Here is a 25,512-nt window from a genome sequence, read left to right as displayed (position 1 = left end):
GCACTTCGTCGGGGCGTTTGCACCTCGATCAGGCACGTCCGTACCGCTACAAACCGATTGTCGAACAATTTTGCCATCTGCCCTTTACCGCTCTAAGTTCTGGCCTAGACTCATTTTCTCAAAGCGAAACCGGCCGGTCACAAAATGGAAAAATAGTCGAAACTTTTTCCAATCCCGATCGGTCCTCTGACAAGAAGGTGCGTTGCGACTGGTGCAATCTTTGCAACGGCTGATTCAACCCTTTTGCCTGGACGCATTGGGCAGCGCTTGCTCACTGATGCGTAGCGCGTTTGCGCCGGCCACGGGAATTGGCCATGGAACACCGTTTGCCAGACCTAAGAATTAGATCAACAACACGGGAGATTCATATGATCAGTACGGCTTTGGAAATACAGGGAGAGCGTGCTCATCAGGTCGGCGAATCGAGCGCCGTTACTGCCGCAAACACCCAACACGTCAGCGTTCCAGGCACCAGGACGTTGACCCCGGCAGCCAAGCAGAATCCGAACCGTAAAAAAGTCCTGTTCGTCACCTCGGAAATTGCCGACCTGGTGAAAACCGGTGGCCTGGGCGACGTTTCCGCGGCCCTGCCACGGGCCATGGCCCATCTGCACGATGTACGGGTGTTGATCCCCGGTTACCCGCAGGTGCTGCACAGCGAGAACCCCATTCATATCATCGGTGAGCTTGGCGGTCATGCTGCGTTGCCACCGTGCAAGATCGGGCGCATGGACATGCCCGATGGCCTGGTCATTTACGTATTGATCTGCCCCGAGCTCTACGAGCGCGAAGGTTCGCCCTACGGCGCCAACAACGGCCGCGACTGGCCGGACAACCATATCCGTTTCGCCCGCCTGGGCCTGGCGGCGGCCGATATCGCCGCCAACCTCGCACAGATCCACTGGTGCCCGGACCTGGTGCACGCCCACGACTGGCCTGCTGGCCTGGCCCCCGCCTACATGCACTGGCGTGGGCAGCGCACGCCGACGCTGTTCACCATCCACAACCTGGCGTATCAAGGCGTGACCAGCCTGGGTTCGTGCCCCGAACTGGGCATTCCCCATCACGCGCTGCAACAGGAAGGCATGGAGTTCTACGGCAAGATGTCGTTCCTCAAGGCCGGCATGGCCTATTCGAGCCACATCACAACGGTCAGCGCGACCTACGCCCAGGAAATCACCACCCCGGATTTCGGCTGCGGCCTGGACGGGTTCCTCGCCGCCAAGACCCAGCAAGGCCTGCTCAGCGGCATTCCCAACGGCATCGATGAAAGCTGGGATGCGGCGACCGATCCGCACCTGTTCTGCCCGTTCAACATCGGCGACTGGGATGGCAAGGCCGTGAACGCCGCCCATGTCCGCGAGCTGTTCGGTCTGGAAGATTCCGAAGGTCCACTGTTTGCGGTGGTCTCGCGGCTGGTTTACCAGAAAGGCCTGGACCTGACCGAAGCGGTGTCCGAGTACATCGTCAAAAACGGCGGGCAGATCGCGATCATCGGCCGTGGCGAGCCGGAAGAAGAACAATCGATGCGCGAACTGGCCCTGCGTTTTCCCGGGCAGATCGGCGTGCGCATCGGCTTCAACGAAACCGACGCCCGGCGCATGTTCGCCGGCAGCGACTTCCTGCTGATGCCTTCGCGTTACGAGCCATGCGGCCTGAGCCAGATGTACGCCCAACGCTTCGGCTCGTTGCCGGTGGCACGCAATACCGGCGGCCTGGCCGACACCATCGAAAACGGCGTGACCGGTTTCCTGTTCGATGAATCCACGGTGCAGAGCTACCAGGAAGCCCTGAGCCGCGCGTTCAAGGTGTTCGCCTTTCCCGACCTGCTGCACGCCATGCGCTGCCGGGCCATGGCGGCGCCGTTCAACTGGTGCAAGGCGGTCGAACCCTACGCCGAGCTCTACGAACAGCTTGTGGCTAAAGCATTGGGGAAATCGAACAAACAGTAAGAGGCTTTCAAGATGCCGTTACGGACCCTTGAGACCTGGCCCCACGGCGCAATCATGCTGGACGCAGAGCACACGCGATTCGCGTTGTGGGCGCCAGATGCGTTCTACGTCAGTGTCGAACTGGAAAATGGACAGTCCTTGCCGTTGCTGCCCCAGGCCGACGGCTGGTTCGTGAGCAACACCCGATGCGCGGCGGGCACGCGTTACCGCTACAGCATCGACGGCGAACTGGAAGTGCCCGACCCGGCCTCCCGCGCTCAGGCCGGCGATATCGACCGGCACAGTGTGGTGGTCGATCCGCTGGCCTATGCCTGGCAACACAGCGCCTGGTTGGGACGGCCGTGGAACGAGGCGGTGATCTACGAACTGCATGTCGGTGCGCTCGGCGGCTTCAGCGCCGTCGAGCAGCATCTGGCGCGGCTGGTCGAACTGGGTGTGACCGCGATCGAACTGATGCCCGTCGCGCAGTTTCCCGGTGAACGTAATTGGGGTTATGACGGCGTCCTGCCCTATGCGCCCCAGGCTTCCTACGGCTCCCCCGAGCAGCTCAAGCACTTGATCGACACCGCCCATGGTCACGGCCTGGCGGTGATTCTCGACGTGGTCTACAACCACTTCGGCCCGGACGGCAATTACCTGCATCGTTATGCCAAGGGTTTCTTTCGCGAAGACAAACACACGCCGTGGGGCGCAGCCATCGACTTGCGCCGTCGCGAAGTGCGGGACTTCTTCATCGAAAACGCCTTGATGTGGCTGCTGGAATACCGTTTCGACGGTTTGCGCCTGGACGCGGTGCACGCCATCGAAGACCCGGATTTCCTCCAGGAGCTGGCACGACGGGTGCGCCAGCAGACGGGGCCGGCGCGGCATGTGTGGCTGATGGTGGAGAACGAACACAACCAGGCCAGCCTGCTCGAACAGGGTTACGACGCGCAATGGAACGATGACGGCCACAACGCCCTGCATGTATTGCTGACCGGCGAAACCGACGCCTATTACGCCGACTACGCGCATAACCCCACCGAACAATTGGCGCGCTGCCTGAGCCAGGGTTTCGTGTTCCAGGGCCATCTCAACCGCCATGGTGTGGCGCGCGGTGAACCCAGCGGGCATCTGCCGCCCAGTGCCTTCATCCTGTTTTTGCAGAACCATGACCAGATCGGCAACCGGGCCTTCGGCGAGCGCCTGCATCAACTCGCCCACCCGCAAGCGCTGCGGGCCGCCACCGTATTGCTGCTGTTGTCGCCGATGATTCCGCTGCTGTTCATGGGCGACGAGTTTGCCGTCGAGCAACCCTTCCTGTTTTTCACCAGCCATCAAGGTGAATTGGCCAAACAGGTTCGCGACGGCCGGCGCAACGAGTTCGCGGCGTTCAGCACCTTTGCCGACCCAAACCTGCGCGAACACATTCCGGACCCGAACGATCCGCAGACGTTTGCAGCGTCTCGCCCGGTCCTGCCATCGACCGGCCATTGCGAGATGCACGACCTGTATTGCCGCCTGTTGCAGATCCGTCACCGGCACATCATCCCGCGCCTGCCGGGCGCCCAGGCACTGGGCACCGATGTGCTGGGTGAAGGCGCAGTCAGTGCCTCCTGGCGCTTGGGCGATGGCAGCCAACTGCGCATTGATCTGAACCTCAGCGCCAGGCCCGTAGTCCACACCTCACAGATCGATGCCATGCGCTTGTTCGAATACCCGCCACAGAACTCCGACCTGCCGGCCCCAAACACCCTTGCCCCGTATTGCGCGCTCGTCAGCCTCGCCGCCGCAGCCCCCTTTGCTACCTCGTTTGGAGAGCGTCCATGAGTGATGCGCAACTGGAAATCCTGGCCAGCCGTGCCGGCCTCGCCGTCGACTGGCTCGACGCCAACGGCCGCCCGCAAAAAGTCGCGCCGTCCGTGTTGCGCAACGTGCTGACCGGCCTTGGCCACCCGGCCGGCAGTGCCCAGGAAATCGACGCCAGCCTGCTGGAACTGCAAGCGGTGCAACAGACCCATCACTTGCCGCCATTGATCACCGTCGATGTCGGGGCGGGCCTGGACCTGGCGCGTTTTTTCGAGCCCGGGACCCCTTGCGAAATCCACCTCGAGGACGGTTCGCGGCTGAACCTCAAACTGGACGCCAAAGCGGTGCTGCCGGGGCTGGTACCGGTCGGCTATCAACAGGTCAGCATCGACGGACAAAGTTTCACCCTGGCCGTGGCCCCGGCCCGTTGCTACAGCGTGGCCGATGCCGTGGACAACCCGATCCCGCGTGCCTGGGGCCTGAGTGTGCAGCTGTATGGATTGCGCCGCCCCGGCGATGGCGGGTTTGGTGACACCCAGGCGCTGGAAGACCTTGCCCGGGTGGCCGGCGAGCGTGGCGCCGAGGCGCTGGCGATCAGCCCCTTGCATGCGATGTTTTCCAGTGACAGCCAACGCTACAGCCCCTATTCGCCGTCCAGCCGTTTGTTTCTCAACAGCCTTTACTGCGCCCCCGGCACCATTCTTGGCGAACGCGCGCTGCGTACCGCCATCGATGCAACCGGGCTGGCCATTGAGCTCAAGACGCTGGAAGAGCGTCCGCTGATTGACTGGCCGGCCGCCGCCGAAGCCAAGCATCGGCTGTTGCAGTCGCTGTACGAAGGTTTCGTCCAGGGCGAACACCCCTTGCACGAAGACTTCAGCAGTTTTCGTCACGCCGCCGGCGAAGCGCTGGAAAACCACTGTCGCTTCGAGGCCATCCAGGAGGCGCGCGCTGCCCGCGGTGAACACCTCGACTGGCGGCAGTGGCCCGAACCCTGGCGCAATCCGCGCAGCGCCGAACTGGCGGCATTCGCCGAAGAAAATGCCGGGCGCATTGGATTCTTCGCCTTCTGCCAGTGGCTGATCACGCGCTGCCTGGAGCGTGCGCAAACCGCCGCCCGCGCCAGCGGCATGAGTATCGGCCTGATTGCCGACCTGGCCGTTGGCGCCGACGGTGGCGGCAGCCAGGCCTGGAGCCGTCAGGACGAACTGCTCGCGTCCCTCACCGTTGGTGCGCCACCGGATATTCTCAACCGCACCGGCCAGGGCTGGGGGATTTCCGCGTTCTCCCCTGAAGGCCTGGTGCGCAATGGTTTCCGGGCCTTCATCGAAATGTTGCGGGCCAACTTCGCCCACTCCGGAGGCTTGCGCATCGATCACGTCATGGGCTTGCAGCGTTTGTGGGTAATCCCCAATGGCTCGCCGCCGGCCGACGGCGCTTACCTGTACTACCCGGTGGACGATCTGCTGCGCCTGCTGACCCTGGAGTCCCATCGTCACCAGGCCATCGTCCTCGGCGAAGACCTCGGCACCGTGCCGGACGGTCTGCGGGAAAAACTCATCGCCCGTTCGATGCTCGGCATGCGGGTATTGCTGTTCGAACAGGACAACACGCACTTCAAGCCGATCCTCGACTGGCCGGACAACGCCCTGGCCACCACCAGCACCCATGACCTGCCGACCCTCAACGGCTGGTGGCATGGTCGCGATATCGACTGGAACGCCCGGCTCGGCCTGGTCGATGCCAGCGCTGAAATCGAATGGCGCCAGCACCGCGAGCGCGAACGTGAAGGCCTGCGCCGGGCGTTGAGCCAGGACCCGCAGAACTTTCGCGAAGAGTCCCACGAAACCGACCAGGTGCTCGATGCCAGCGTGCGCTTTCTCGGTCATACCCGCGCGCCGTTGGTGCTGCTGCCGCTGGAAGATGCCCTTGGCGTCGAACAACAGGCCAATCTGCCGGGCACCATCGATACTCACCCGAACTGGTCGCGGCGCTTGCCCGGTTACAGCGAAGCCCTACTCGATGGAGCGGATGCCGCACGACGCCTGGAATTGCTCGCCTGCGCGCGACTGCAGGCGGCCGAGCGTGATCGATGACTGAGGTGCCGACCCGACCACTGCGCGCCACCTTGCGCCTGCAATTTCACCAAGGCTTCACGCTCGAAGATGCGGTGCCACTGGTGCCGTATTTCGCCCGTCTCGGCATCAGCCATGTCTACGCCTCCCCGCTGCTTCGCGCCCGCGCCGGATCGATGCATGGCTATGACGTGGTGGACCCGACCAGGGTCAATCCGGAACTGGGCGGTGAGGCGGCGCTGCGTAGTCTGGTCAGTGCCTTGCACGGGCACAACATGGGGTTGATCCTCGACGTCGTCTCCAACCACATGGCGGTTGGCGGCAGTGACAATCCCTGGTGGCTGGATTTGCTGGAGTGGGGACGCCTGAGCCCTTACGGCGAGTTTTTCGATATCCAGTGGCACTCACCCGACCCGTTGATGGAAGGCCAGTTGCTCCTGCCGTTTCTGGGCAGCGACTACGGCGTCGCGTTGCAGGACGGCACCCTGCCCCTGCTGTTCGATGCCTGGCACGGCACCTTCCATGTCGAGCACTACGAACACCGTTTTCCGATTTGCCCCAGCGATTACGGGGAACTGCTCAGGACCGATGCGCCGCTCGATACACAGCAGGCCGAACAACTGAAAAACCTGGCCGATCGCTTCAGCACCCTGAGCTACCAGACCGACGCCCACAGCCTGGCCCTGCCGCTGAAAGCGGAACTGCGCGATCTGCTCAGCGATCCGGCCCTTGCCCACGCCATCGAGCAGCACCTGAACAACTACGACTCACTGACCGGCGAAGGCTTCCAGCGCCTGCACAACCTGCTGGAGCGCCAGAGCTATCGCCTGGCCAGTTGGCGCACCGCCGCCGATGACATCAACTGGCGGCGCTTCTTTGATATCAATGAACTCGGCGGACTGCGCGTCGAGCGCCCCGCCGTGTTCGAAGCCACCCACGCGAAGATCTTCCAACTGGTGGCTGAAGGGCTGATCGACGGGTTGCGCATCGACCACATCGACGGCCTCGCCGACCCGCGGGGCTACTGTAGAAAACTGCGCCGCCGGGTCGACAGCCTGTCAGCGGGCCGCCACCTGCCCATCTATGTCGAAAAGATCCTCGGCGAAGGTGAAACCCTGCATCGCGACTGGTCGGTGGATGGCACCACCGGTTACGAGTTCATGAACCAATTGTCACTGCTGCAACACGATCCACGGGGCGCGCAGACATTGGCCGAACGCTGGCAGCGTCACAGCGAGCGGCCCGCCGACTTCTCCCGGGAAGCTCAACTGGCCCGCCAGCAAATCCTCAGCGGTTCCCTGGCCGGAGATTTTGAAAGCGTCGCCCAGGCCTTGCTGCAAGTGGCCCGGGACAACCTCATGACCCGCGACCTGACCCTGGGCGCCATTCGCCGGGCCTTGCAGGCGCTGATCGTGCACTTCCCGGTGTACCGCACCTACATCAGCCCCCTTGGCCGGTCGGCCCAGGACGAAATGTTTTTCCGACAGGCCATGGACGGTGCCCGCCAGACCCTCGGCGAAGCGGACTGGCCGGTGCTCGACAGCCTGGCCGGCTGGCTCGGCGGTGAACCCTGGCGGCAGCGCCCGGCCGGTCGCGAACGCAAACGCCTGAAGCACGCCTGCGTACGTTTCCAGCAACTGACCTCGCCGGCAGCGGCGAAAGCGGTGGAAGACACCGCGTTCTATCGTTCGGCCGTCTTGCTCTCGCGCAATGACGTTGGCTTCAACACCGAACAGTTCAGCGCACCGCTCGCCGACTTTCATCAGGCCTGCATCGAGCGCCTCGACACCTTCCCGGACAACCTGCTGGCCAGCGCCACCCACGACCACAAACGCGGCGAAGATTCACGGGCGCGGCTGGCGGTACTGAGCGAGCGCAGCGGCTGGTATGCCGACCAGATCGGCCTGTGGCGCGCCCTCGCCCGGCCCTTGCGCAACGACGATCAAATGCCATCGGCGGGCGATGAGTTGATTCTGTACCAGACGATCCTCGGCAGTTGGCCGCTGGAGTTGGCTATCGATCATCCGCCGGCACTCGAGAACTACGCAAAACGCCTCTGTCAGTGGCAACGCAAGGCCCTGCGCGAAGCCAAGTTGCAAAGCAGCTGGAGCGCGCCCAATGACATTTACGAGCAAGCGAGCGAGGACTTCATCCAGCGCCTGTTGCTCAGCCCCGAAGGCGAGCTGCTGCGTGCCGCCCTGGTCAAAGTTGCCCGCTCGATTGCCGCCCCCGGTGCACTCAACGGTTTGGCGCAAACCTTGCTGCGCATGACTGTGCCCGGGGTGCCGGATTTGTATCAGGGCAACGATTTCTGGGACTTCAGCCTGGTCGACCCGGACAACCGTCGCCCCGTCGATTACGCCAGCCGCCAGCAGGCACTGCAGCAAACGGTGGACCTGCCGGACTTGTTGCAGAACTGGCGTGACGGGCGCATCAAGCAAGCCTTGATTGCGCGCACCTTGAGCCTGCGCGCCGAGCATGCCGAACTGTTTCGGCATGGCACCTACCAGGCCCTGGAAGTGGTGGGCAGCGAGGCCCATCGAGTGCTGTGTTTTGTCCGTGAACAGGAGGGAAAACGCGCCATCGTGATTGTGCCGATACGTTGTGCCGAACTGCTGGAAAACGGTGCCGAACCACAGGTCCACGCGCCGCTCTGGGGCGATACCCGGGTCAAATTGCCGTTCACCGTCCCTGACGAACATCTGCTGGGACTTTTTTCCGGCATCACAGTCACAAAACACAGGGAGCTGCCGATCAGCGCCGCGCTGGGGGATTTCCCGGTCAATCTCATTTTTCAAACTGCCCACACTTGAGTTCAGTTCAGGAGCATTGCAATGAGTACCGACGATAAACGCATCCGCGAATTTGCCTATCAGATCTGGGAATCCGAAGGAAAACCCGAAGGTCAGGAGGCCCGCCACTGGGAGATGGCGTGCAAACTGGCAGAAGCCGAAGCCCTGGCCCCGAAACAACCGGCCAAGGCAGCCGCGAGCAAAACCCCGGTCAGCAAAAGGGCCAATGGCAAGGCTGGCGATGCCAAGGTCGCCGCGCCAAAAACCAAGGCCAAACCGGCGGCGGCTTCGAAGGTGATCCCGCCAGGAGAAAAGGCCGTCGAGAAAAAGCCCCGGGCTGCGCGAAAACCGCCGGCGATTTGAGGCCGCCAGCCTTTGTCCTGATTGGGCTCGTGACGCGTTCGCGTTCCCAAAAACATACCTGTGGGAGCGGGCTTGCTCGCGAAGAGGGAGTGTCCGTCGACATCAATTTTGTCTGACATACCGCTTTCGCGAGCAAGCCCGCTCCCACAGGTTGCAGCGCTGACCAGCGAGTATTTTTACCCAGGAGTACCTATGCCCAGTCCGAAGAAAGCCGCCGCGCCAGCCCCTCGTGCCGAAACCACACGAATCCGCGAAGGCCTGCCCTTTCCGCTGGGCGCCACCTGGGATGGTCTGGGCGTCAACTTCGCCCTGTTTTCCGCCCACGCCACCAAGGTTGAACTGTGCCTGTTCGACGACGCCGGCGAGGTGGAACTCGAACGCATCGAACTGCCCGAATACACCGACGAGATCTATCACGGCTACTTGCCCGACGCCCATCCAGGGCTGATCTACGGCTATCGCGTCTACGGTCCGTACGACCCGGCCAACGGCCATCGCTTCAACCACAACAAACTACTGATCGACCCCTACGCCAAACAACTGGTGGGCAAGCTGAAATGGTCCGAAGCGCTGTTCGGCTACACCATCGGCCACCCCGACGCCGACCTCAGCTTCGATGAACGGGACAGCGCGCCCTTCGTGCCCAAATGCAAGGTCATCGACCCGGCGCACACCTGGGGCCACGACCACCGCGTCAGCGTGCCGTGGGACAAGACGATCATCTATGAAACCCATGTGCGTGGCTTCAGCATGCGTCACCCTGCCGTCCCCGAGAACCTGCGCGGTACCTTTGCCGGGTTGATGGTCGATGATGTGGTGGAGCACATCCGCAAGCTCGGCGTGTCGACCGTGGAGCTGCTGCCGATCCATGCGTTCGTCAATGACCAGCACCTGCTGCACAAGGGCATGACCAATTACTGGGGCTACAACAGCATTGCGTTCTTCGCCCCCGACCCGCGCTACCTGGCCAGCGGCAAGATTGCCGAATTCAAGGAAATGGTCGCGCACCTGCACGAAGCCAATCTGGAGGTGATCCTCGACGTGGTCTACAACCACACCGCCGAGGGCAACGAGCAAGGCCCGACCCTGTCCATGCGCGGTATCGACAACGCGTCCTACTACCGCCTCAAGCCCGATGACAAGCGCTTCTATATCAACGATTCCGGCACCGGCAACACCCTGGACCTGAGCCACCCGTGCGTACTGCAAATGGTCACCGACTCCTTGCGCTACTGGGCCTCGGAAATGCACGTGGACGGTTTCCGCTTCGACCTGGCGACCATTCTCGGGCGCTATCACGACGGTTTCGACGAACGCCACAGTTTCCTCGTGGCCTGCCGCCAGGACCCGGTGCTGCGCCAGGTCAAACTGATCGCCGAACCCTGGGACTGTGGCCCCGGTGGTTATCAGGTCGGCAATTTCCCGCCGGGTTGGGTCGAGTGGAACGACAAATTCCGCGACACCGTACGCGCCTTCTGGAAAGGCGATGATGGGCAACTGGCGGATTTCGCCAGCCGTTTGACGGCTTCGGGTGAAATGTTCAATCAACGTGGTCGGCGGCCCTATTCATCGGTGAACTTCGTCACCGCCCATGACGGCTTCACCCTCAATGACCTGGTGTCGTACAACGACAAGCACAACGAGGCCAACGACGAAGACAATCAGGATGGCAGCAACAACAACCTGTCGTGGAACCACGGCGTCGAAGGCCCCACCGACGATCCTGATATCAACGCATTGCGCCATCGGCAGATGCGCAATTTCTTCGCCACCCTGCTGCTGGCCCAGGGCACGCCGATGCTGGTGGCCGGCGACGAGTTCGCCCGCACCCAGGACGGCAACAACAATGCGTACTGCCAGGACAGCGAGATCGGCTGGGTCAACTGGGACCTCAGCGAAGACGGCAAGGCCTTGCTCAAGTTCGTCAAACGCCTGATCAAGTTGCGCCTGACCTACCCGATCCTGCGGCGCGGGCGTTTCCTGGTGGGTAATTACAACGAAGACATCGGCGTCAAGGACGTGACCTGGCTGGCGCCGGACGGCACGCACATGACCACCCGGCATTGGCACGATGCGCACAATCGTTGCCTGGGCATGCTGCTCGATGGCCGCGCCCAGGAAACCGGCATTCGCCGCAAAGGCATCGACGCGACGTTGATGCTGGTGGTCAACGCGCATCACGACATCGTCAACTTCCGCCTGCCGGAAGTGCCAGACGGCGGTTTCTGGACGTGCATGATCGACACCAACCAGCCGTCGATCCGCGGCCAGGAGCGCTTCGAGTTTGGCCACGAGTACTCGGTCACCGGCCGCTCGTTGCTGCTGTTCGAGCTGCAACATGAGGAAGAAGAGTAAAGGAGACTCCAGGCATTCATGGCCGCAACACCGCAGAGCGGAAAAATCATTCTGGATAAGCTCGCGACGCGACGAATAGCGTTACATGAGCAATACTCGATTCGCGGCAATCCAGGGCTTGGCTTGTCGCCTATCGCTATCAACGAGCCCTCACGGGTCTGCCGGGCTTGTCCCATGCACGACTGAAGGCGACGCAGAACAAGGACGTATCCACCATGAAACCCGTTTCCCTAAGCGAAGCCAGCCTGCCATCACAAATCTGGAACAGCGCCCCGCAACTGGACAGCATCCCGGTCATCAGCACCCAATCCCTGGTACCCACCGGCGCACGCGCGGTACTCATTGCCCCGCACCCCGGCGATGAAGTCGTGACCTGCGGCGGCCTGCTGCAATTGCTCAGCAACCTGGGCCACCCGCTGCAATTGATCTCGATCACCGATGGCAGCGCCAGCCATCCGGGCTCTCGGCAGTGGTCGGAAAAACGCCTCAGCGTATTTCGTCCCCAGGAAAGCGTGGAAGCCATCCGCCGACTCGGGTTGCCGATGCACAGCCTGAAGTGGATTCGTGGCGGGTTTGCCGACAACGCGCTGGTGGAGCACGAAGATCAGATCGTCCAATTCATCACGCGCTACCTGCGCCCCGGTGATGTGGTGTTCAGCACCTGGCGCGAGGACGGCAACGTCGACCACGACACCGTTGGCCGCGCCAGCGCCAGGGCGGCAGCCAATATCGGGGCAACCTACAACGACGTACCGTTCTGGGCCTGGCACTGGCCGGCACGGGACCGGGAGCTGATTCCCTGGCACCGTGCCCGCAAGGTGCGCCTCGATACCTGGACCGTCGCCCGCAAGAGCCACGCCACCCACGCCTACGCCAGCCAACTCGACGGCGAACCGGCCATCGGCATCGCGCCGTTGCTGCCCCGGACGCTGCTGGAGCGTATCCGTTTGCCTTATGAAATTGTGCTGGTATGAAACCATCGGTGATAGGTGTGACGCTGCCAGGCAGACTGAACTGCCTGCCGTCACATCAGTCGCATACATAGGCAGCCCTGAATCAGAGGAGTGCATGTGGCCAGTCATCCAAAACGGCAGGCAGCCGAACCAACGCCGTTGAACACACCCCCGGCGATTCATCGGCTTCGCGTGCTGACGGTCAACACCCATAAGGGGTTTACCGCACTCAACCGGCGTTTCGTCCTCCCCGAGTTGCGTGAAGCGGTGCGCAGTACGTCGGCAGACCTGGTGTTTCTGCAAGAAGTCGTCGGCGAGCACGACCGCCACTCCTCCCGCTACAACGATTGGCCACAAACCTCGCAATATGAATTCCTTGCCGACAGCATGTGGAGCGACTTCGCCTATGGGCGCAATGCCGTCTATCCCGACGGTCATCATGGCAATGCTTTACTGTCGAAATACCCGATCCGCGAGTATCGAAACCTGGATGTTTCCATTACCGGCCCAGAGCGCCGTGGCTTGCTGCACTGCGTGCTGGACGTGCCGGGGCATCGCGAAGTGCATGCGATCTGCGTTCACCTCAGCCTGCTGGAAAGCCATCGTCAGCTGCAGTTGCAATTGCTCTGTCAACTCCTCGAGTCCCTGCCGGATGATGCGCCGGTGATCATTGCCGGCGACTTCAACGACTGGCAGATGCAGGGCAATGCCGCCCTGGCCCGCCGCGATTACTTGCACGAAGCCTTCGAACGCCACCACGGTCGTCCGGCCAAAACCTACCCCGCGCGGTTTCCCTTGTTGCGCCTGGACCGCGTCTACCTGCGCAATGCCAGCAGCCATGAGCCGCAAATACTCGGGCACAAGCCATGGACGCACCTTTCTGACCATTTGCCGCTGGCGGTGGAAGTGCATCTTTAAATCGTAAAACCTGTTAGTTCTTACAGTATCCGGTTCCCCGATTGACAGGCATGCTGGATTCCGGGCATTGGGCAGGTAGCGAAGTACCGCGATGACTTACCCGGGGTTTCACCACAGGGACACGCCAACATTGACGGTTACGGACGCGCGTGGTTTGACAGTCCGCGAGGTAGCGTACTGTCGAAAAAAGGTGGAGCAGCCCGTTGATACCCGGATCACCCGCCAAGTATTCGACCCAGTCGAACGGCTGGTGGCGCATTGGGATCCGCGCCTTTGGGGCAATGCCCCCGCCCCCAACCTTGCGACGATCTTTAGTCTGTCGGGTCAGGCGCTGTTGAGTGACAGTGTCGATGCCGGTTGGCTATTGAATTTGCCGAATGACGCTCAATCCATTCTGTTTCGTTGGGACAGTCGTGGCACTTGGCATCAAACAAAATACGATCAACTTCAGCGACCGGTCGCCATCGGTGAAAAGTTGGTCGATGAGCCGACTCGAGTCATCGAACGATTCACCTATGGTATGGCCAGCCATGAATGTGCGGCACACAACCAAAGCGGCCAACTGGTACGCCACGATGATGGTGCCGGCAGTCAGCATTTGAGCGAATTTGCCGTTCACGGCGAAATACTGGTTGAAACCAGGCAGTTTCTCAGCAGCCTTGATACGCCGGACTGGCCGCTCGACATTCAACAGCGCGAGGCATTGCTGGAATTTGGCGAGGCTTTTGTTTCCACCCGGCGTTACACCGCCACCGGAGATCGGCAAAGCCAGACCGATGCCAAAGGCAACCACCGCAAATTTGCTTACTCGGTAGCCGGCCAGCTCAAGGAAACCCGGTTGCAGCTGGCAAGCGCCGGGCAAGAACCTCGCATATTGGTCAGCGACATTCATTACAACGCCGCCGGACAGATAGACAGTGAAACGGCTGGCAATGGCGTACTTACCCGTGTTTTGTATGCCACCGACGATGGCCGTCCGATTCGGCTGGTGAGCGCCGTACCTGGCAGCCCTCCACTCCAGGACCTGCAATACCGTTACGATCCGGTCGGCAACATCCTTCATCTGGAAGACAGGGCACAGCCCGTTGTTTTTTTTAAAAACCAACGGGTCGAGCCGATCAACCGTTATCGTTACGACAGCCTTTACCAACTGGTCGAAGCCAGTGGCAGACAACTGATTCCCGCCACTTACGGTCCCGCGCTCCCGGCATTGCTACCCATTCCGCTGGACCCGAATAAACTGACCCATTACACACAAACCTTCGACTACGATGCCGCCGGCAATCTGCTCACCCGGCACCATTCCGGCGCACCGACCTTCAGCATGAAGACCTCCCGCACCAGCAACCGCAGCCTTGCACTGCTAGAGGACGGCGCATGGCTCGACGAGGAGGACATCGCCAATGGGTTTGATCCCTGCGGCAATCAACGGCAACTGCAACCTGGCCAGTACATCCTGTGGGACGGTCGTCAGCAGTTGAAGGAGGTCACGATGGTCAAGCGCGAGGACGGGCCTGATGACCACGAGCGCTACATTTATGGCCCTCGCGGCCAACGCCTGCGCAAGGTGCGCATCACTCACACCGGCCGTCGCGCCTTACTCGCAGAAACGCGCTATTTGCCGGGGCTGGAAATTCACCTCGACGCCGTGCACGGTGAAGAACGACATGTGATTACAGCCGACGCGGGACGTAGCCAGATCCGGATGCTGCACTGGGCAGTGCACCCTCCAAAGGACGTAAAGAATGATCAACTGCGATTCAGCCTCTGCGACCTGCTCGGGTCCTGCACACTGGAGCTGGATGGACATGCCGGATTGTTGAACCAGGAAGGTTTTTACCCGTTTGGCGGAACGGCGTGGTGGGCTGGCAACAGTGCATTGGAGGCGAGAGACAAGGTTCGCCGTTATTCGGGCAAGGAGCGGGATGCAAGCGGTCTTTATTACTATGGCTATCGATATTATGCACCGTGGTTGCAGCGCTGGATGAGCCCGGATCCGGCGGGGAATGTGGATGGACTCAATCGGTACTTGATGGTGAAGAATAATCCGGTAGCTTTTTTTGACCGCGATGGGTTGGTACGCACTCCCATTGAAGAACGAAACCACAAGTCAAAACTCTCCTTTTTCGATCCAAACTTACAAAAGCTCCTTGACTCTCAGGACGAGAAAACAAAAAAACGACTCGATCAAGTAGAGCGCCAACTGATACATACGTTAAAGCCAAAATACGAGATTCAATCGGTTGCCAAGCATGATCCATCATTCGCCAGACCGGATGCTTTTACCAATATGTACGAAAGAGACATCTGGACTTTCGAAGATAATTTCCGCAATTCAAAAAATACCGACAACTCAAAAAAAATCGATTATTTTGCGAGCGATGTCACGGTGTACCAATACACCTTGATGTCGATAGACAAAGGCTTTTTCGGACATTTGCCCTCGATAATACGCAGATGGGCTGTTGATAATCGGGAGACACGCGGGCTCACCAAAAACCTGGAAAACGGCTCCACAGAACTACTGAATGTTTTCATGAATAAAACGCAAAATGGAAAATCAACGCAAAAAATACTAGATACCTTTGGACTTAAGGTGGTCAAAATAGAGGTAGTTGATAATACTTTTGATATCTATGTAGAACCACACTCTGCCGAAATCAACGAACACAATGAAGCAACTTACCTTCAGACCAAGCATATAACTCCTGCGATCAACTCACATCAACTTGAAATACCCATTAACAGCACATCTCGACGGTTTCATAAGTTGCCACAGCCCGTAACGGTTGAAAGGTTCTTCATCGACAATATTCTTCTACATTGAAAGGGTCCTGACCTTTTACACCTGTCAAATATGACAGTAGCGACAGCTAAAAACTATTGCTACGGTACTGGCGTGCACACTGATGACCAATAGGGATTTACAACGCACAGTAATCCCATCAATGGACACCGGCGACTCGGTTGCCAATCCAAACGCGGGAGATGATCATGACCTTTTCCTATCTGCCCAAGTACCGTTACAGCACCTGTGCCGTTTCAATCTGTTTATGCTTGGGCTGGTCCTTTCCCGCCTACGCCGCCTGCACACTCACCCCCACCGCCGGTAACGACAGCTTCGTCTGCGACAGCGCCACCAGCGGGCCGTTGACCGATTTGTCGGGCAATAACACCCTGACCTTTCCTGCCAACGGCACCGGCAGGATCAACGGCAACGTGACCTTCGGCGCCGGCGCCGACACTGTGAACATGGCCTCCGGCATCGTGGCCGGCGCCGTGAATCAGGGCGACGGGGCGGACAGCTTTACGATCAGCGCCGGGCAAGTCACCGGAGCGGTCAGCCAGGGCAATGGCATCGATAACTTCGTCATGTCTGGCGGGAACCTTCAGTCCCTGGCCCAAGGCGACGGCCGCGACACCTTCCTGATGACTGGCGGCACCATTGTTGGCGCCTTCCAGGACGGCGACGTCGCCAGGATGACCGGTGGCACCATCGGCCGGGTCGACATGAAGCTCGATAACAATATTTTCGATATGTCCGGCGGGCAGATCCTCGGCAACCTGGTGACCGGTCTGGGTACCGATACCATCAGCGTTTCCGGGGGACGCATCGGCGGCAATATCAGTGTCAGCAGTGGCAACGACAGCATCACGGTCACCGGCGGGGAAATCGTCGGCGAGATCCGCGCCGGCAACGGCGATGACACCCTGGTGTGGGACGGCGACGGGACCATCCGCTCGCAAATCCTGCTGGAGGCCGGCAACGACAGCGCCACCCTGCGCAACCTCAGCGAAAGCACCCTCGCCCTCACCCCGAGCATCAATGGCGGCGTCGGCAATGACCTGCTGACCTTCGATCACACCACCTCGTCAGGCGCCGCCCGCTACATCAACGGGGAAACCGTCAACCTGATCAATGGCTCGCGGTTCGATCTGGATGACAACTTGCAGCTGGGGGACAGCACCAGCGGCACCGGCGTGTTCAACGTTGATGGCAGCAGTACGCTGACGTCGGTGCAGGGCAGCATCACGCCATTGACCACAGGTCGGCTCGTTACCCTGAACAACAGCGGGGTCATCGACCTCACCCGTGGCAACTCGCGGACCAATGACAGCCTGACGGTTGAAGGCAATTACGTGGGTAACGGCGGCCAGTTGCTCTTGCAAAGCGCCGTGGGCGATGACAGCTCTCCCAGCGACAAGCTGGTGGTCAACAACGGCACATTGACCGGCAGCACCCTGATCAGCGTCATTAACGTTGGCGGCGCGGGGGCCCTGACCGGGCAAAACGGTATCCAGCTGGTACAGGCCCAAGGCACGGCGGTCAGCGACAACACCGCGTTCGCCCTCAAAGCCCCGGTGTCGGTTGGCGCTTTCGATTACCGCCTGTTCAAAGGCGGCATCACACCGGGCAGCGAAAACAGTTGGTATTTGCGCTCCTCGGTGGTGGCACCGCCAGTGGTAGCCGTCGCCAACCCTGATCCCGCCTTGCCGCCGACGCTGGTGCCCATCGTCGCAGTGCCGGTCGCCGCGCCCGTGGTTGTGGCCACCGGGGTTCAAGGAGTTGAAGGCGTCGTGACGGTCGAAGCCCCGGTGTTGCCAGCCGCCGTACCCGGCGCAGCACCAATCCCCCTGTATCGCGAGGCGGTGCCTACCTGGTCGGTGGTGCCGCCGGCTGCAGCACAATTGAGCCTGACAGCACTGGGCACTTTTCATGACCGTCAGGGCGATCAGCGCCTGCTGACGCAAACCGGTGCGCTCAGTGCCGGTTGGGGCCGGGTCTACGGCAAGAACCTCGAACAGACCTGGGCCGGTACCGTCACGCCAAGACTGGACGGCTCGCTCAATGGCTTTCAGGTCGGCAATGATCTGTTCAGCTCAGAGTTGGCGGGCGGGCAAACCCAGCGCAGCGGTTTCTTCATCGGCCACAGCCGCCTGCAAGGCGATGTCGACGGTTTCAATCAGGGCTTCACAGGCAAGCGCTCCGGCAACGTCGAGTTGCAAGGCGACAGCCTTGGCGTTTACTGGACCCTGACCGATCTCGCCGGCGCGTATCTCGATACCGTGGCCATGTACACCTGGCTCAACGGCGACAACCGTTCCGACAGTGGACTGAAGATCGACAATGACGGGCACGTAACGACGTTATCGGCAGAAGTCGGATACCCGATCGCGGTGACCGGTAACTGGGTGGTCGAACCCCAGGCCCAGGCGATTTACCAGAAGGTCAAACTCGACAGCCAGGACGACGGCATCTCCCATGTCTCGTTCGATTCCGACAGTGCCTGGACCGGCCGCGTCGGCGCACGCCTCAAGGGTCGCTACGAGGTCGGCGGCCGGCCGCTGGAACCCTATCTGCGGGCCAACATCTGGCACACCTTCACCGGTACCGATACGGTCACCTTTGACCATCTCGATCAGGTCGAAACCCAACAACGAACCTCGTCCGCCGACCTCGGTATCGGCATGGTGCTGAGCGTTGCGGCCTCGGTCAGCGTGTACGCCGGACTCGACTACACCAGCAATATCGACAGCAACCAACAACGGGGAACGTTCGGTAACGTGGGGGTCCGGGTGAAGTGGTAATGGAGGACATCTGCGCCGTCCCGAGGTTTTTTTCCATTCGGTCGCCCCTCATTCGGGGTAGGAGAGACGCCGGAGCGAGATACCGCCTGCGACTGCAAGGTAGACCGCCATGAAAATCCCACTCACCCCACAAGAGATCAAAGTCACTTTTTGCACGGAGTCGAGTTCACTCCTGCTGTGTTTCACCATGCAAGTACAAGCCGCCACTGACGAGCAAGAAACAGCCCCGTGGTATCGCCAGGACATCCCGACACTCAGTCTGCCTACCCTTGCAGAAACCTATCCCGGTCCAACCTGACCACCGCAGACGCCGCGCCCACGACCTGGGACCAACTCTATGTCCAGCCTTCTCGCCAGGCACAAACCGGTGAGCCTGTACATCAGCGCCGACTACAGCAGCGACGTGGACGACAACGACCTGAACGGGTTGATCGGCAGCCTGGGTGTGCGGATGCGCTGGTGAAAACTGGTATTTCTTACAGTATCCACAGCATTGACGGTGATGCAGTGTGACGGGCAAGTCACCCTGATCGAGGCCGTCACGGATGTCTTTGGATAATGCTCATCGCGGCACGCCATCGCTTGCTGTCATTGATCCGCGAGGTCTGGCAATCAGGGCTGTGCAGTTTCATCGGCGGCAGGCAGCCGATCCGCTCGACCTGCGGGTGACGCATCAACGCTTCGATGCCGTCGGCCGGCCGGTGGCCAGTCGTGATCCGTATCTGTTTGCCTTGGCGCAGAACGATGCGTCGGTGCCAACCAACCTTAGCCAGGTGTTCAGTTTGTCCGGCGTGCCGTTGGCGAGTGACAGCGTGGATGCGGGTTGGTGGGTGGCGTTGCAGGGTGCGGCCGGGCAGCGCGTCGAGGCGTGGGACGGCCGTGGCAGCCATTCCCTGACCGAGTTCGATGAATTGCTGCGGCCGGTGACCATACAGGAGCGTGGTAAAGAGGTCGCGGAGCACGTCCTTGAGCGATTTACTTATGCGGGGGGCGATGCCGACGCGGCCTCACGCAATCTGTGCGGCCAGTTGATGCGCCATGACGACCCGGCCGGGACGTTGCACCTGCAGGAATTGGGGCTCGGTGGCGCGCTGCTGCAACAGACCCGGCATTTTTTGCTGGCTACCTTGCCGGTGAACTGGCCCGACAGCGTGCTCGCCCGCGATGCCTTGCTTGAACCCGCAGAGGGCGCCACCACCGCGCTGCACTATGCCGCCAGCGGTGAACTGCTCCGGCAAATCGATGCCCTGGGTAATCGTCAGCGTTTTACCTACACCGTCGCCGCCGAATTGAAAGACACGCGACTGACCTTGGCCGGCCCCGACCAGACAGAACGAACGCTGGTCAGCGACCTCCGCTACAACGCCTCCGGTCAGATCGAATCGGAAACCGCCGGCAACGGCGTTATCACCCGTCACCGCTATGACCCTGAGGACGGCCGCCTCATCGGGCTGAGTGCACACAAGGCCAATGGCACGCCACTGCAGGACCTGAAATACCGCTACTACGCGGTCGGTAACGTTCTGAGCATCGAAGACGCCGCCCAACCGATCCGCTATTTCAACAACCAGCGCATTGAGCCGCTCAAGACCTATCGCTACGACACCCTCGATCAGTTGATCGAAGCCACGGGATGGGAGGCCAGGACCGGCCATTGCGGCCCTGCCCTGCCCGACTTGCAGCCTTTGCCGCTCAACCCCAACCAGATCGCCCAATACAGCCAGACTTATCACTACGAAGCGGGCGGCAATCTGCTGGACCTGACGCACATTGGTGCCCAGCCTCACAGCCGCACGCTGACCCGCGCCCAGTACAGCAACCGTTGCCTGCCCGAACGCAACGGCCGTCCGCCGACGGAAGAAGAACTGGCCGCCGGTTTCGATGCCAATGGCAACCTGCGTGAACTGCAAGCGGGCCAGTCGATGGACTGGGACCTGCGCAATCAACTGTCCACCGTGCGCCCGGTCGTCCGCGAAAACGGTAACGACGACTACGAACGCTACCTCTACGACGGTGGCGGCCAGCGGGTGCGCAAGATTCGTTCAAACCAGACCAACACCCGCACACTGGTCAGCGAAGTGCGGTACCTGCCCGGCGTGGAAATACGCAGTCATGGCGGCACCGGGGAAATCCTTCATGCGATCACCGCCAGTGCTGGCAGTAACAGCGTGCAGGTGCTGCACTGGGTGGCCAAACCACCCGAGGACATCACCAACGACCAAGTGCGATACAGCCTCAATGACCACCTGCAATCCAGCGCACTGGAACTGAACCAGAACGCCGACCTGATCAGCCAGGAATGGTATTACCCGTTTGGTGGTACGGCGTGTTTCGCTGCCCGCTCGGCCACCGAAGCCAAGTACAAGACCGTACGTTATTCGGGCAAGGAGCGAGATGCGACGGGGCTTTATTACTATGGATTCAGGTATTACGCGCCGTGGTTGCAGCGGTGGATTAGTCCGGACCCGGCGGGAGATTTAGATGGGCTAAACAGATACAAAATGGTTAGAAATAATCCCATTGCATTCTTAGACCCAAATGGGCTTGCCCCCGAACGACCAGTCGCTCGCGCTGAAAATGAAAACAACGGCCCTCACCACCAACTTAGTTTAAATTATTACGATAAAGATATGCAGCTGCGACTTGACTCTGCCCCAAAAGAATCAAAAAAACGCTTTATGTTTGTTGAGAACACCATGCAGCACGAACGCATATCTCGGTACGAAATGGAATCAGAAGATGGGGATAGTAGATTTCTCAATGAGTTTCAGAGAAATTTTTGGGTATTCAAAGAGAATTTCCGAGAGCCTCAAGTAACTGAATATTTTGCTAGCGACGTACTCACACATCAATATATTACAATATCGAAAGAGAATGGTTTTTTTGGTTACCTTCCATCAGAAATAAAGTTGGACATGGTTATAAATGAAATCACACTGAAAGAAACAGAAAACCTTGAAAACAACTCGAAGGAGCTGCTTGAAAAATTCACCAACAACACGCCAATTGGAAAGTCAACCGCAAGAAGCATGAAAGAGCTTGGCCTAAGTATTCTTAGCATGACACAGGAAAGAGTTACTGATGTCGATGGATGGGAGGCTGGCCATTACTTCCTCATAGTTGCACCTTCATTATCTCCCGCGCAAACGTCCTCTAGAGGCGCGCCGGCAGTTGCCCCCTCAAGGGAACGATCTCCTCAAAGACAAAGTAATGGTCCATTTTCCTGTTTTCCAAGACTGTTTCGGCGAACCCGGACTAATCCGCCCGATCAAATGCCAAGCACACAATCGCGTCATTAACGCAATTGATGACTAATGCCATCTGAAATTCGACAGCCTCCCTCCTACAGGAAAACAACAATATGTAGGAGCGAGGCATGTCTGCGAATGACCTCGGTTTACCCCTCCGGCCTTAACATCAACACCGCCAACGGCGGCAAATTCAGCACCAGCGACAACGCCTGCCCATGGCTCGGCGTCTCCTCGGCAACAGCCCCGCCACTGTTGCCATAATTAGAACCGGCATAAATCGACGAATCGCTGTTGAGCACCTCGTTCCACTGCCCGGTAAACGGCACACCAATACGATTGGCCTCGTGGGTATCGGCGTGGAGTTCTCCACCATCAGCACCGATCGTCCCTCCTTTCTCCTGTGAAGCAACGCTGCAGATGCGCTGGTAAAAACCGGTATTTCTTACAGTATCCACAGCATTGGCGGTGATGCATTCTGATGGGCAAGTCACCCTGATCGAGGCCGTCACGGATGTCATTGGATTATGCGCATCACGGCACGCCAACCCTTGCGGTTTCGGACTCACGTGGGCTGACAGTCAGGACGGTGCAGTTCCATCGGCGGCAGATGGCCGATCCACTTGAGGCACGGGTGACGCATCAACGGTTCGATGCCGCCGGCAGGCCGGTGGCCAGCCGTGATCCGTATCTGTTTGCCCTGGCGCAGAACGATGCGTCGGTGCCGGCCAACCTTAGCCAGGTGTTCAGTTTGTCCGGCGCACCGTTGGCGAGTAACAGCGTGGATGCAGGCTGGCGGGTAGCGTTGCACGGAGCTGCCGGGCAACGCGCCGAGGGCTGGGACGGCCGTGGCAGCCATTCCCAAACTGAGTTCGATGAACTGCTGCGTCCGGTGGGCGTACACGAACGCGGCGAAGGGCTTGCAGAATTTACCCTTGAACGCTTCACGTATGCGGCCATTGACGACGACGCTGCATCACACAATCTATGCGGTCAATTGCTTCGTCATGACGACCCCGCCGGAACGCTGCACCTGCGCGAAATCGGCATCGCTGGCGCAGTGCTGCAACAGACCCGGCACTTTTTGCTGGATACCCATCCCGCGAACTGGCCAGACAACGTGCACGCTCGAGATGCGCTGGTTGAGCCCATTGAAGGCGCCATCACTTCCTGGCACTACGCCGCCAGCGGCGAGTTGCTCCAGCAAATCGATACGCTGGACAATCGCCAGCGTTTTACCTATAGCGTCGCTGGCGCATTAAAGGACACGCTACTGACCCTGGCCGGCGACGGTCAGCAAGAGCTGACCCTGGCCAGAGATCTCCACTACAACGCCGCCGGCCAGATCGAGTCGGAAACCGCCGGCAACGGCGTCGTCACCCGCCACCGCTACGATCCGGCGGATGGTCGCCTCATCGGGCTGAGTGCACACAAGGCCAATGGCACGCCACTGCAGGACCTGAAATACCGCTACTACGCGGTCGGTAATGTGATGAGCATCGAAGACGCCGCCCAACCGATCCGCTATTTCAACAACCAGCGCATCGAGCCGCTCAAGACCTATCGCTACGACACCCTCGATCAGTTGATCGAAGCCACGGGATGGGAGGCCAGGACCGGACACGGCGGACCCGCCCTGCCCGACCTTCAGCCCTTGCCCCTCGACCCCAACCAGGTTGCCAATTACAGCCAGACGTATTACTACGACGCCGGCGGTAATTTGGTGGACCTGACACACGTTGGTGCCCAGCCCCATGGCCGCACTCTGACCCGCGCCCAGTACAGCAACCGTTGCCTATCCGAACGCAACGGCCGCCCTCCGACTGAAGAAGAACTGGCCGCCGGTTTCGATGCCAATGGCAACCTGCGTGAACTGCAAGCGGGCCAGTCGCTCGCCTGGGACCTGCGCAATCAGCTGTCCACCGTGCAGCCGGTCGTCCGCGAAGACAGCAACGACGACTACGAACGCTATATTTACGACGGCGGCGGCCAACGGGTGCGCAAACTTCGCTCAAACCAGACCAACGCTCGCACACTGATCAGCGAAGTGCGTTACCTGCCCGGCGTGGAAATCCGTAGCCATGGCGGCACCGGCGAAATCCTTCATGTGATCAACGCCAGCGCCGGCAGCAATAGCGTGCAGGTGCTGCACTGGCTTGCCAAACCACCCGAGAACATCACCAACGACCAAGTGCGTTACAGCCTCAACGATCACCTGCATTCCAGCACACTGGAACTGGACCAAAACGCCGACCTGATCAGCCAGGAATGGTATTACCCGTTTGGTGGTACGGCTTGCTTCGCGGCCCGATCGGCTATTGAGGCCAAGTACAAGACCGTGCGTTATTCGGGCAAGGAGCGGGATGCGACGGGGCTTTATTATTATGGGTTCCGTTATTACGCGTCTTGGTTGCAGCGGTGGATTAATCCGGATCCGGCGGGGTATGTGGATGGGATGAATTTGTATTCAATGGTAAGAAACAGGCCCATAAACTTTGGAGATCTGGATGGGTATACTGGAACAGAACTAACATTGGGAAATATCATCCGGATAGCAAATATAATCAAAAAAGATATGGGTGAACTTCCTCGAGAAGATGTACTTGATGTTGTCAATCAATACTTGAAAGGAAAGGGAGCTGACCCACAACAATATGCTGAAACGATCATGTCAAGGCTGGGTTTTGCAGCAGCCGCGGCAATAGCCGAATCGCAGAGTACACCGCAAGCAACTACGAATTACAGAGAACCAACAAACAATGAAAAAAAAGGACTTCACATATTCTGGAGCACCAATGCGGGAGCCAAATATATTAACGGAATCGCTAGAGATTATTTTACGGAAGGACTGAGAAGTTCCGTGACAACACCGAACGTGATGATCAGTTTCAAGGAAGCTCGCAAAGAAGCACTTCGAGAGCTACGAACCAACAATGGATCGACGGGAGCAATCAAATTAACCAGCACCCAGCAAGAACAATTTCTCGAACCCGCGCTTGAGCTACTTGCCGCATCAAGCAACAACGCCAAACATACTGTTTTATTAATGGGTGACTCATTAGGCACTCCATTGAAAGGAGAACTCTATAGAGGCGCACGCCTTACCTACACTGGCTTCAACAAGGGTGACATAGTGGAAACCAGTGGCTTCACATCCTTTACCCCGGACAGGAAGACTGCCATTAAATTTATGGACAAATTCCATGACAGCGCCTTCAAATCGTCTACACACTCAGTATTATTTGTTGCAAAAGGAGCTTCAAGCGTCAATAACAGCTTTGAGTCAGAGGGCGTATTCCCACCTGGAACCCAATTCAAAGTCACAGACGACTTTCAGGAACGAAAAACGGGAATTAGGTATGTAATGCTTGAAAAAACAACAGCTCCGCCGTCTCGTTACCACTTCTGGATTTAGTACAACACCCGTCCGCTCAAGGCCTTTGTCAGCGGTCTTCATGAGCGGACAAGCCCTGTACTAC

13 protein-coding genes and 2 pseudogenes are annotated in these 25,512 nt (G+C 59.6%); 14 read left to right on the top strand and 1 reads right to left on the bottom strand.

Features of this window, described 5'->3' with window-relative positions:
- The first annotated feature begins 368 nt into the window (after positions 1 to 368).
- The 13 genes and pseudogenes from glgA (at position 369) to KGB28_RS27995 (ending at position 22,084) form a co-directional block, all read left to right on the top strand.
- Positions 369 to 1,952, top strand: a complete 1,584-nt coding sequence (gene glgA / locus KGB28_RS28050) for a glycogen synthase GlgA (protein ID WP_223448777.1) — start codon at positions 369 to 371, stop codon at positions 1,950 to 1,952.
- Between the two features lie 12 nt (positions 1,953 to 1,964).
- Positions 1,965 to 3,761 (top strand): malto-oligosyltrehalose trehalohydrolase, encoded by a 1,797-nt coding sequence (gene treZ / locus KGB28_RS28045; protein WP_223448776.1) that lies wholly within the window; start codon positions 1,965 to 1,967, stop codon positions 3,759 to 3,761.
- Positions 3,758 to 5,836 carry a 4-alpha-glucanotransferase gene (gene malQ, locus KGB28_RS28040; protein WP_223448775.1) on the top strand — a complete coding sequence of 693 codons (2,079 nt, stop codon included), beginning with the start codon at positions 3,758 to 3,760 and terminating at the stop codon, positions 5,834 to 5,836. The genes treZ and malQ overlap by 4 nt, the downstream gene beginning before the upstream one ends.
- A complete protein-coding gene (locus tag KGB28_RS28035) occupies positions 5,833 to 8,628 on the top strand; it encodes a malto-oligosyltrehalose synthase (RefSeq protein ID WP_223448774.1) in 2,796 nt (931 codons plus the stop codon). Before malQ ends, KGB28_RS28035 begins: the two co-directional genes overlap by 4 nt.
- A gap of 21 nt (positions 8,629 to 8,649) precedes the next feature.
- The gene (locus tag KGB28_RS28030) at positions 8,650 to 8,970 is read left to right on the top strand and encodes a DUF2934 domain-containing protein (protein ID WP_223448773.1); all 321 of its coding nucleotides are present in this window, start codon (positions 8,650 to 8,652) and stop codon (positions 8,968 to 8,970) included.
- A gap of 192 nt (positions 8,971 to 9,162) precedes the next feature.
- Positions 9,163 to 11,325, top strand: coding sequence for a glycogen debranching protein GlgX (gene glgX, locus KGB28_RS28025; RefSeq protein WP_223448772.1), 2,163 nt, complete (start codon positions 9,163 to 9,165; stop codon positions 11,323 to 11,325).
- Positions 11,326 to 11,540: 215 nt separating this feature from the next.
- Positions 11,541 to 12,299 (top strand): PIG-L deacetylase family protein, encoded by a 759-nt coding sequence (locus tag KGB28_RS28020; RefSeq protein WP_223448771.1) that lies wholly within the window; start codon positions 11,541 to 11,543, stop codon positions 12,297 to 12,299.
- 96 nt (positions 12,300 to 12,395) lie between these two features.
- Positions 12,396 to 13,196 (top strand): endonuclease/exonuclease/phosphatase family protein, encoded by an 801-nt coding sequence (locus KGB28_RS28015; protein ID WP_223448770.1) that lies wholly within the window; start codon positions 12,396 to 12,398, stop codon positions 13,194 to 13,196.
- A gap of 190 nt (positions 13,197 to 13,386) precedes the next feature.
- The gene (locus tag KGB28_RS31745; RefSeq protein ID WP_223448769.1) at positions 13,387 to 16,023 is read left to right on the top strand and encodes an RHS repeat domain-containing protein; all 2,637 of its coding nucleotides are present in this window, start codon (positions 13,387 to 13,389) and stop codon (positions 16,021 to 16,023) included.
- Between the two features lie 167 nt (positions 16,024 to 16,190).
- Complete coding sequence (locus KGB28_RS28005; protein WP_223448768.1) at positions 16,191 to 18,785, top strand: autotransporter outer membrane beta-barrel domain-containing protein; 2,595 nt, start codon at positions 16,191 to 16,193, stop codon at positions 18,783 to 18,785.
- 109 nt (positions 18,786 to 18,894) lie between these two features.
- Positions 18,895 to 19,083: a hypothetical protein gene (locus KGB28_RS28000; protein WP_223448767.1), complete on the top strand. Its 189-nt coding sequence runs from the start codon at positions 18,895 to 18,897 to the stop codon at positions 19,081 to 19,083.
- A gap of 48 nt (positions 19,084 to 19,131) precedes the next feature.
- Positions 19,132 to 19,248 (top strand): annotated as a pseudogene (locus KGB28_RS31550) (autotransporter outer membrane beta-barrel domain-containing protein); the annotation flags it as partial.
- Between the two features lie 82 nt (positions 19,249 to 19,330).
- Positions 19,331 to 22,084, top strand: a complete 2,754-nt coding sequence (locus KGB28_RS27995; RefSeq protein WP_223448766.1) for an RHS repeat-associated core domain-containing protein — start codon at positions 19,331 to 19,333, stop codon at positions 22,082 to 22,084.
- Between the two features lie 98 nt (positions 22,085 to 22,182).
- Here KGB28_RS27995 and KGB28_RS27990 read toward each other — a convergent pair.
- Positions 22,183 to 22,430, bottom strand: a pseudogene (locus tag KGB28_RS27990) (alpha amylase C-terminal domain-containing protein); the annotation flags it as partial.
- Positions 22,431 to 22,547: 117 nt separating this feature from the next.
- Here KGB28_RS27990 and KGB28_RS27985 point away from each other — a divergent pair.
- Positions 22,548 to 25,448 (top strand): RHS repeat-associated core domain-containing protein, encoded by a 2,901-nt coding sequence (locus KGB28_RS27985; protein WP_223448764.1) that lies wholly within the window; start codon positions 22,548 to 22,550, stop codon positions 25,446 to 25,448.
- Positions 25,449 to 25,512 lie beyond the last annotated feature (64 nt).

Origin of the sequence: Pseudomonas sp. BF-R-19, from assembly GCF_019956445.1 — a bacterium.
Classification (GTDB): Bacteria; Pseudomonadota; Gammaproteobacteria; order Pseudomonadales; family Pseudomonadaceae; genus Aquipseudomonas; species Aquipseudomonas fluorescens_BH.
The sequence above is the reverse complement of the archived record's forward strand: the minus strand, read 5'-3'. Positions and strand labels throughout refer to the sequence as shown.

What these genes read in the sequence shown, in the direction of transcription:
- glgA (WP_223448777.1), top strand. Translation starts at nt 369, where the DNA reads ATGATCAGTACGGCTTTGGAAATACAGGGAGAGCGTGCTCATCAGGTC.
- treZ (WP_223448776.1), top strand. Translation starts at nt 1,965, where the DNA reads ATGCCGTTACGGACCCTTGAGACCTGGCCCCACGGCGCAATCATGCTG.
- malQ (WP_223448775.1), top strand. Translation starts at nt 3,758, where the DNA reads ATGAGTGATGCGCAACTGGAAATCCTGGCCAGCCGTGCCGGCCTCGCC.
- KGB28_RS28035 (WP_223448774.1), top strand. Translation starts at nt 5,833, where the DNA reads ATGACTGAGGTGCCGACCCGACCACTGCGCGCCACCTTGCGCCTGCAA.
- KGB28_RS28030 (WP_223448773.1), top strand. Translation starts at nt 8,650, where the DNA reads ATGAGTACCGACGATAAACGCATCCGCGAATTTGCCTATCAGATCTGG.
- glgX (WP_223448772.1), top strand. Translation starts at nt 9,163, where the DNA reads ATGCCCAGTCCGAAGAAAGCCGCCGCGCCAGCCCCTCGTGCCGAAACC.
- KGB28_RS28020 (WP_223448771.1), top strand. Translation starts at nt 11,541, where the DNA reads ATGAAACCCGTTTCCCTAAGCGAAGCCAGCCTGCCATCACAAATCTGG.
- KGB28_RS28005 (WP_223448768.1), top strand. Translation starts at nt 16,191, where the DNA reads ATGACCTTTTCCTATCTGCCCAAGTACCGTTACAGCACCTGTGCCGTT.
- KGB28_RS28000 (WP_223448767.1), top strand. Translation starts at nt 18,895, where the DNA reads ATGAAAATCCCACTCACCCCACAAGAGATCAAAGTCACTTTTTGCACG.
- KGB28_RS27995 (WP_223448766.1), top strand. Translation starts at nt 19,331, where the DNA reads ATGTCTTTGGATAATGCTCATCGCGGCACGCCATCGCTTGCTGTCATT.
- KGB28_RS27985 (WP_223448764.1), top strand. Translation starts at nt 22,548, where the DNA reads ATGTCATTGGATTATGCGCATCACGGCACGCCAACCCTTGCGGTTTCG.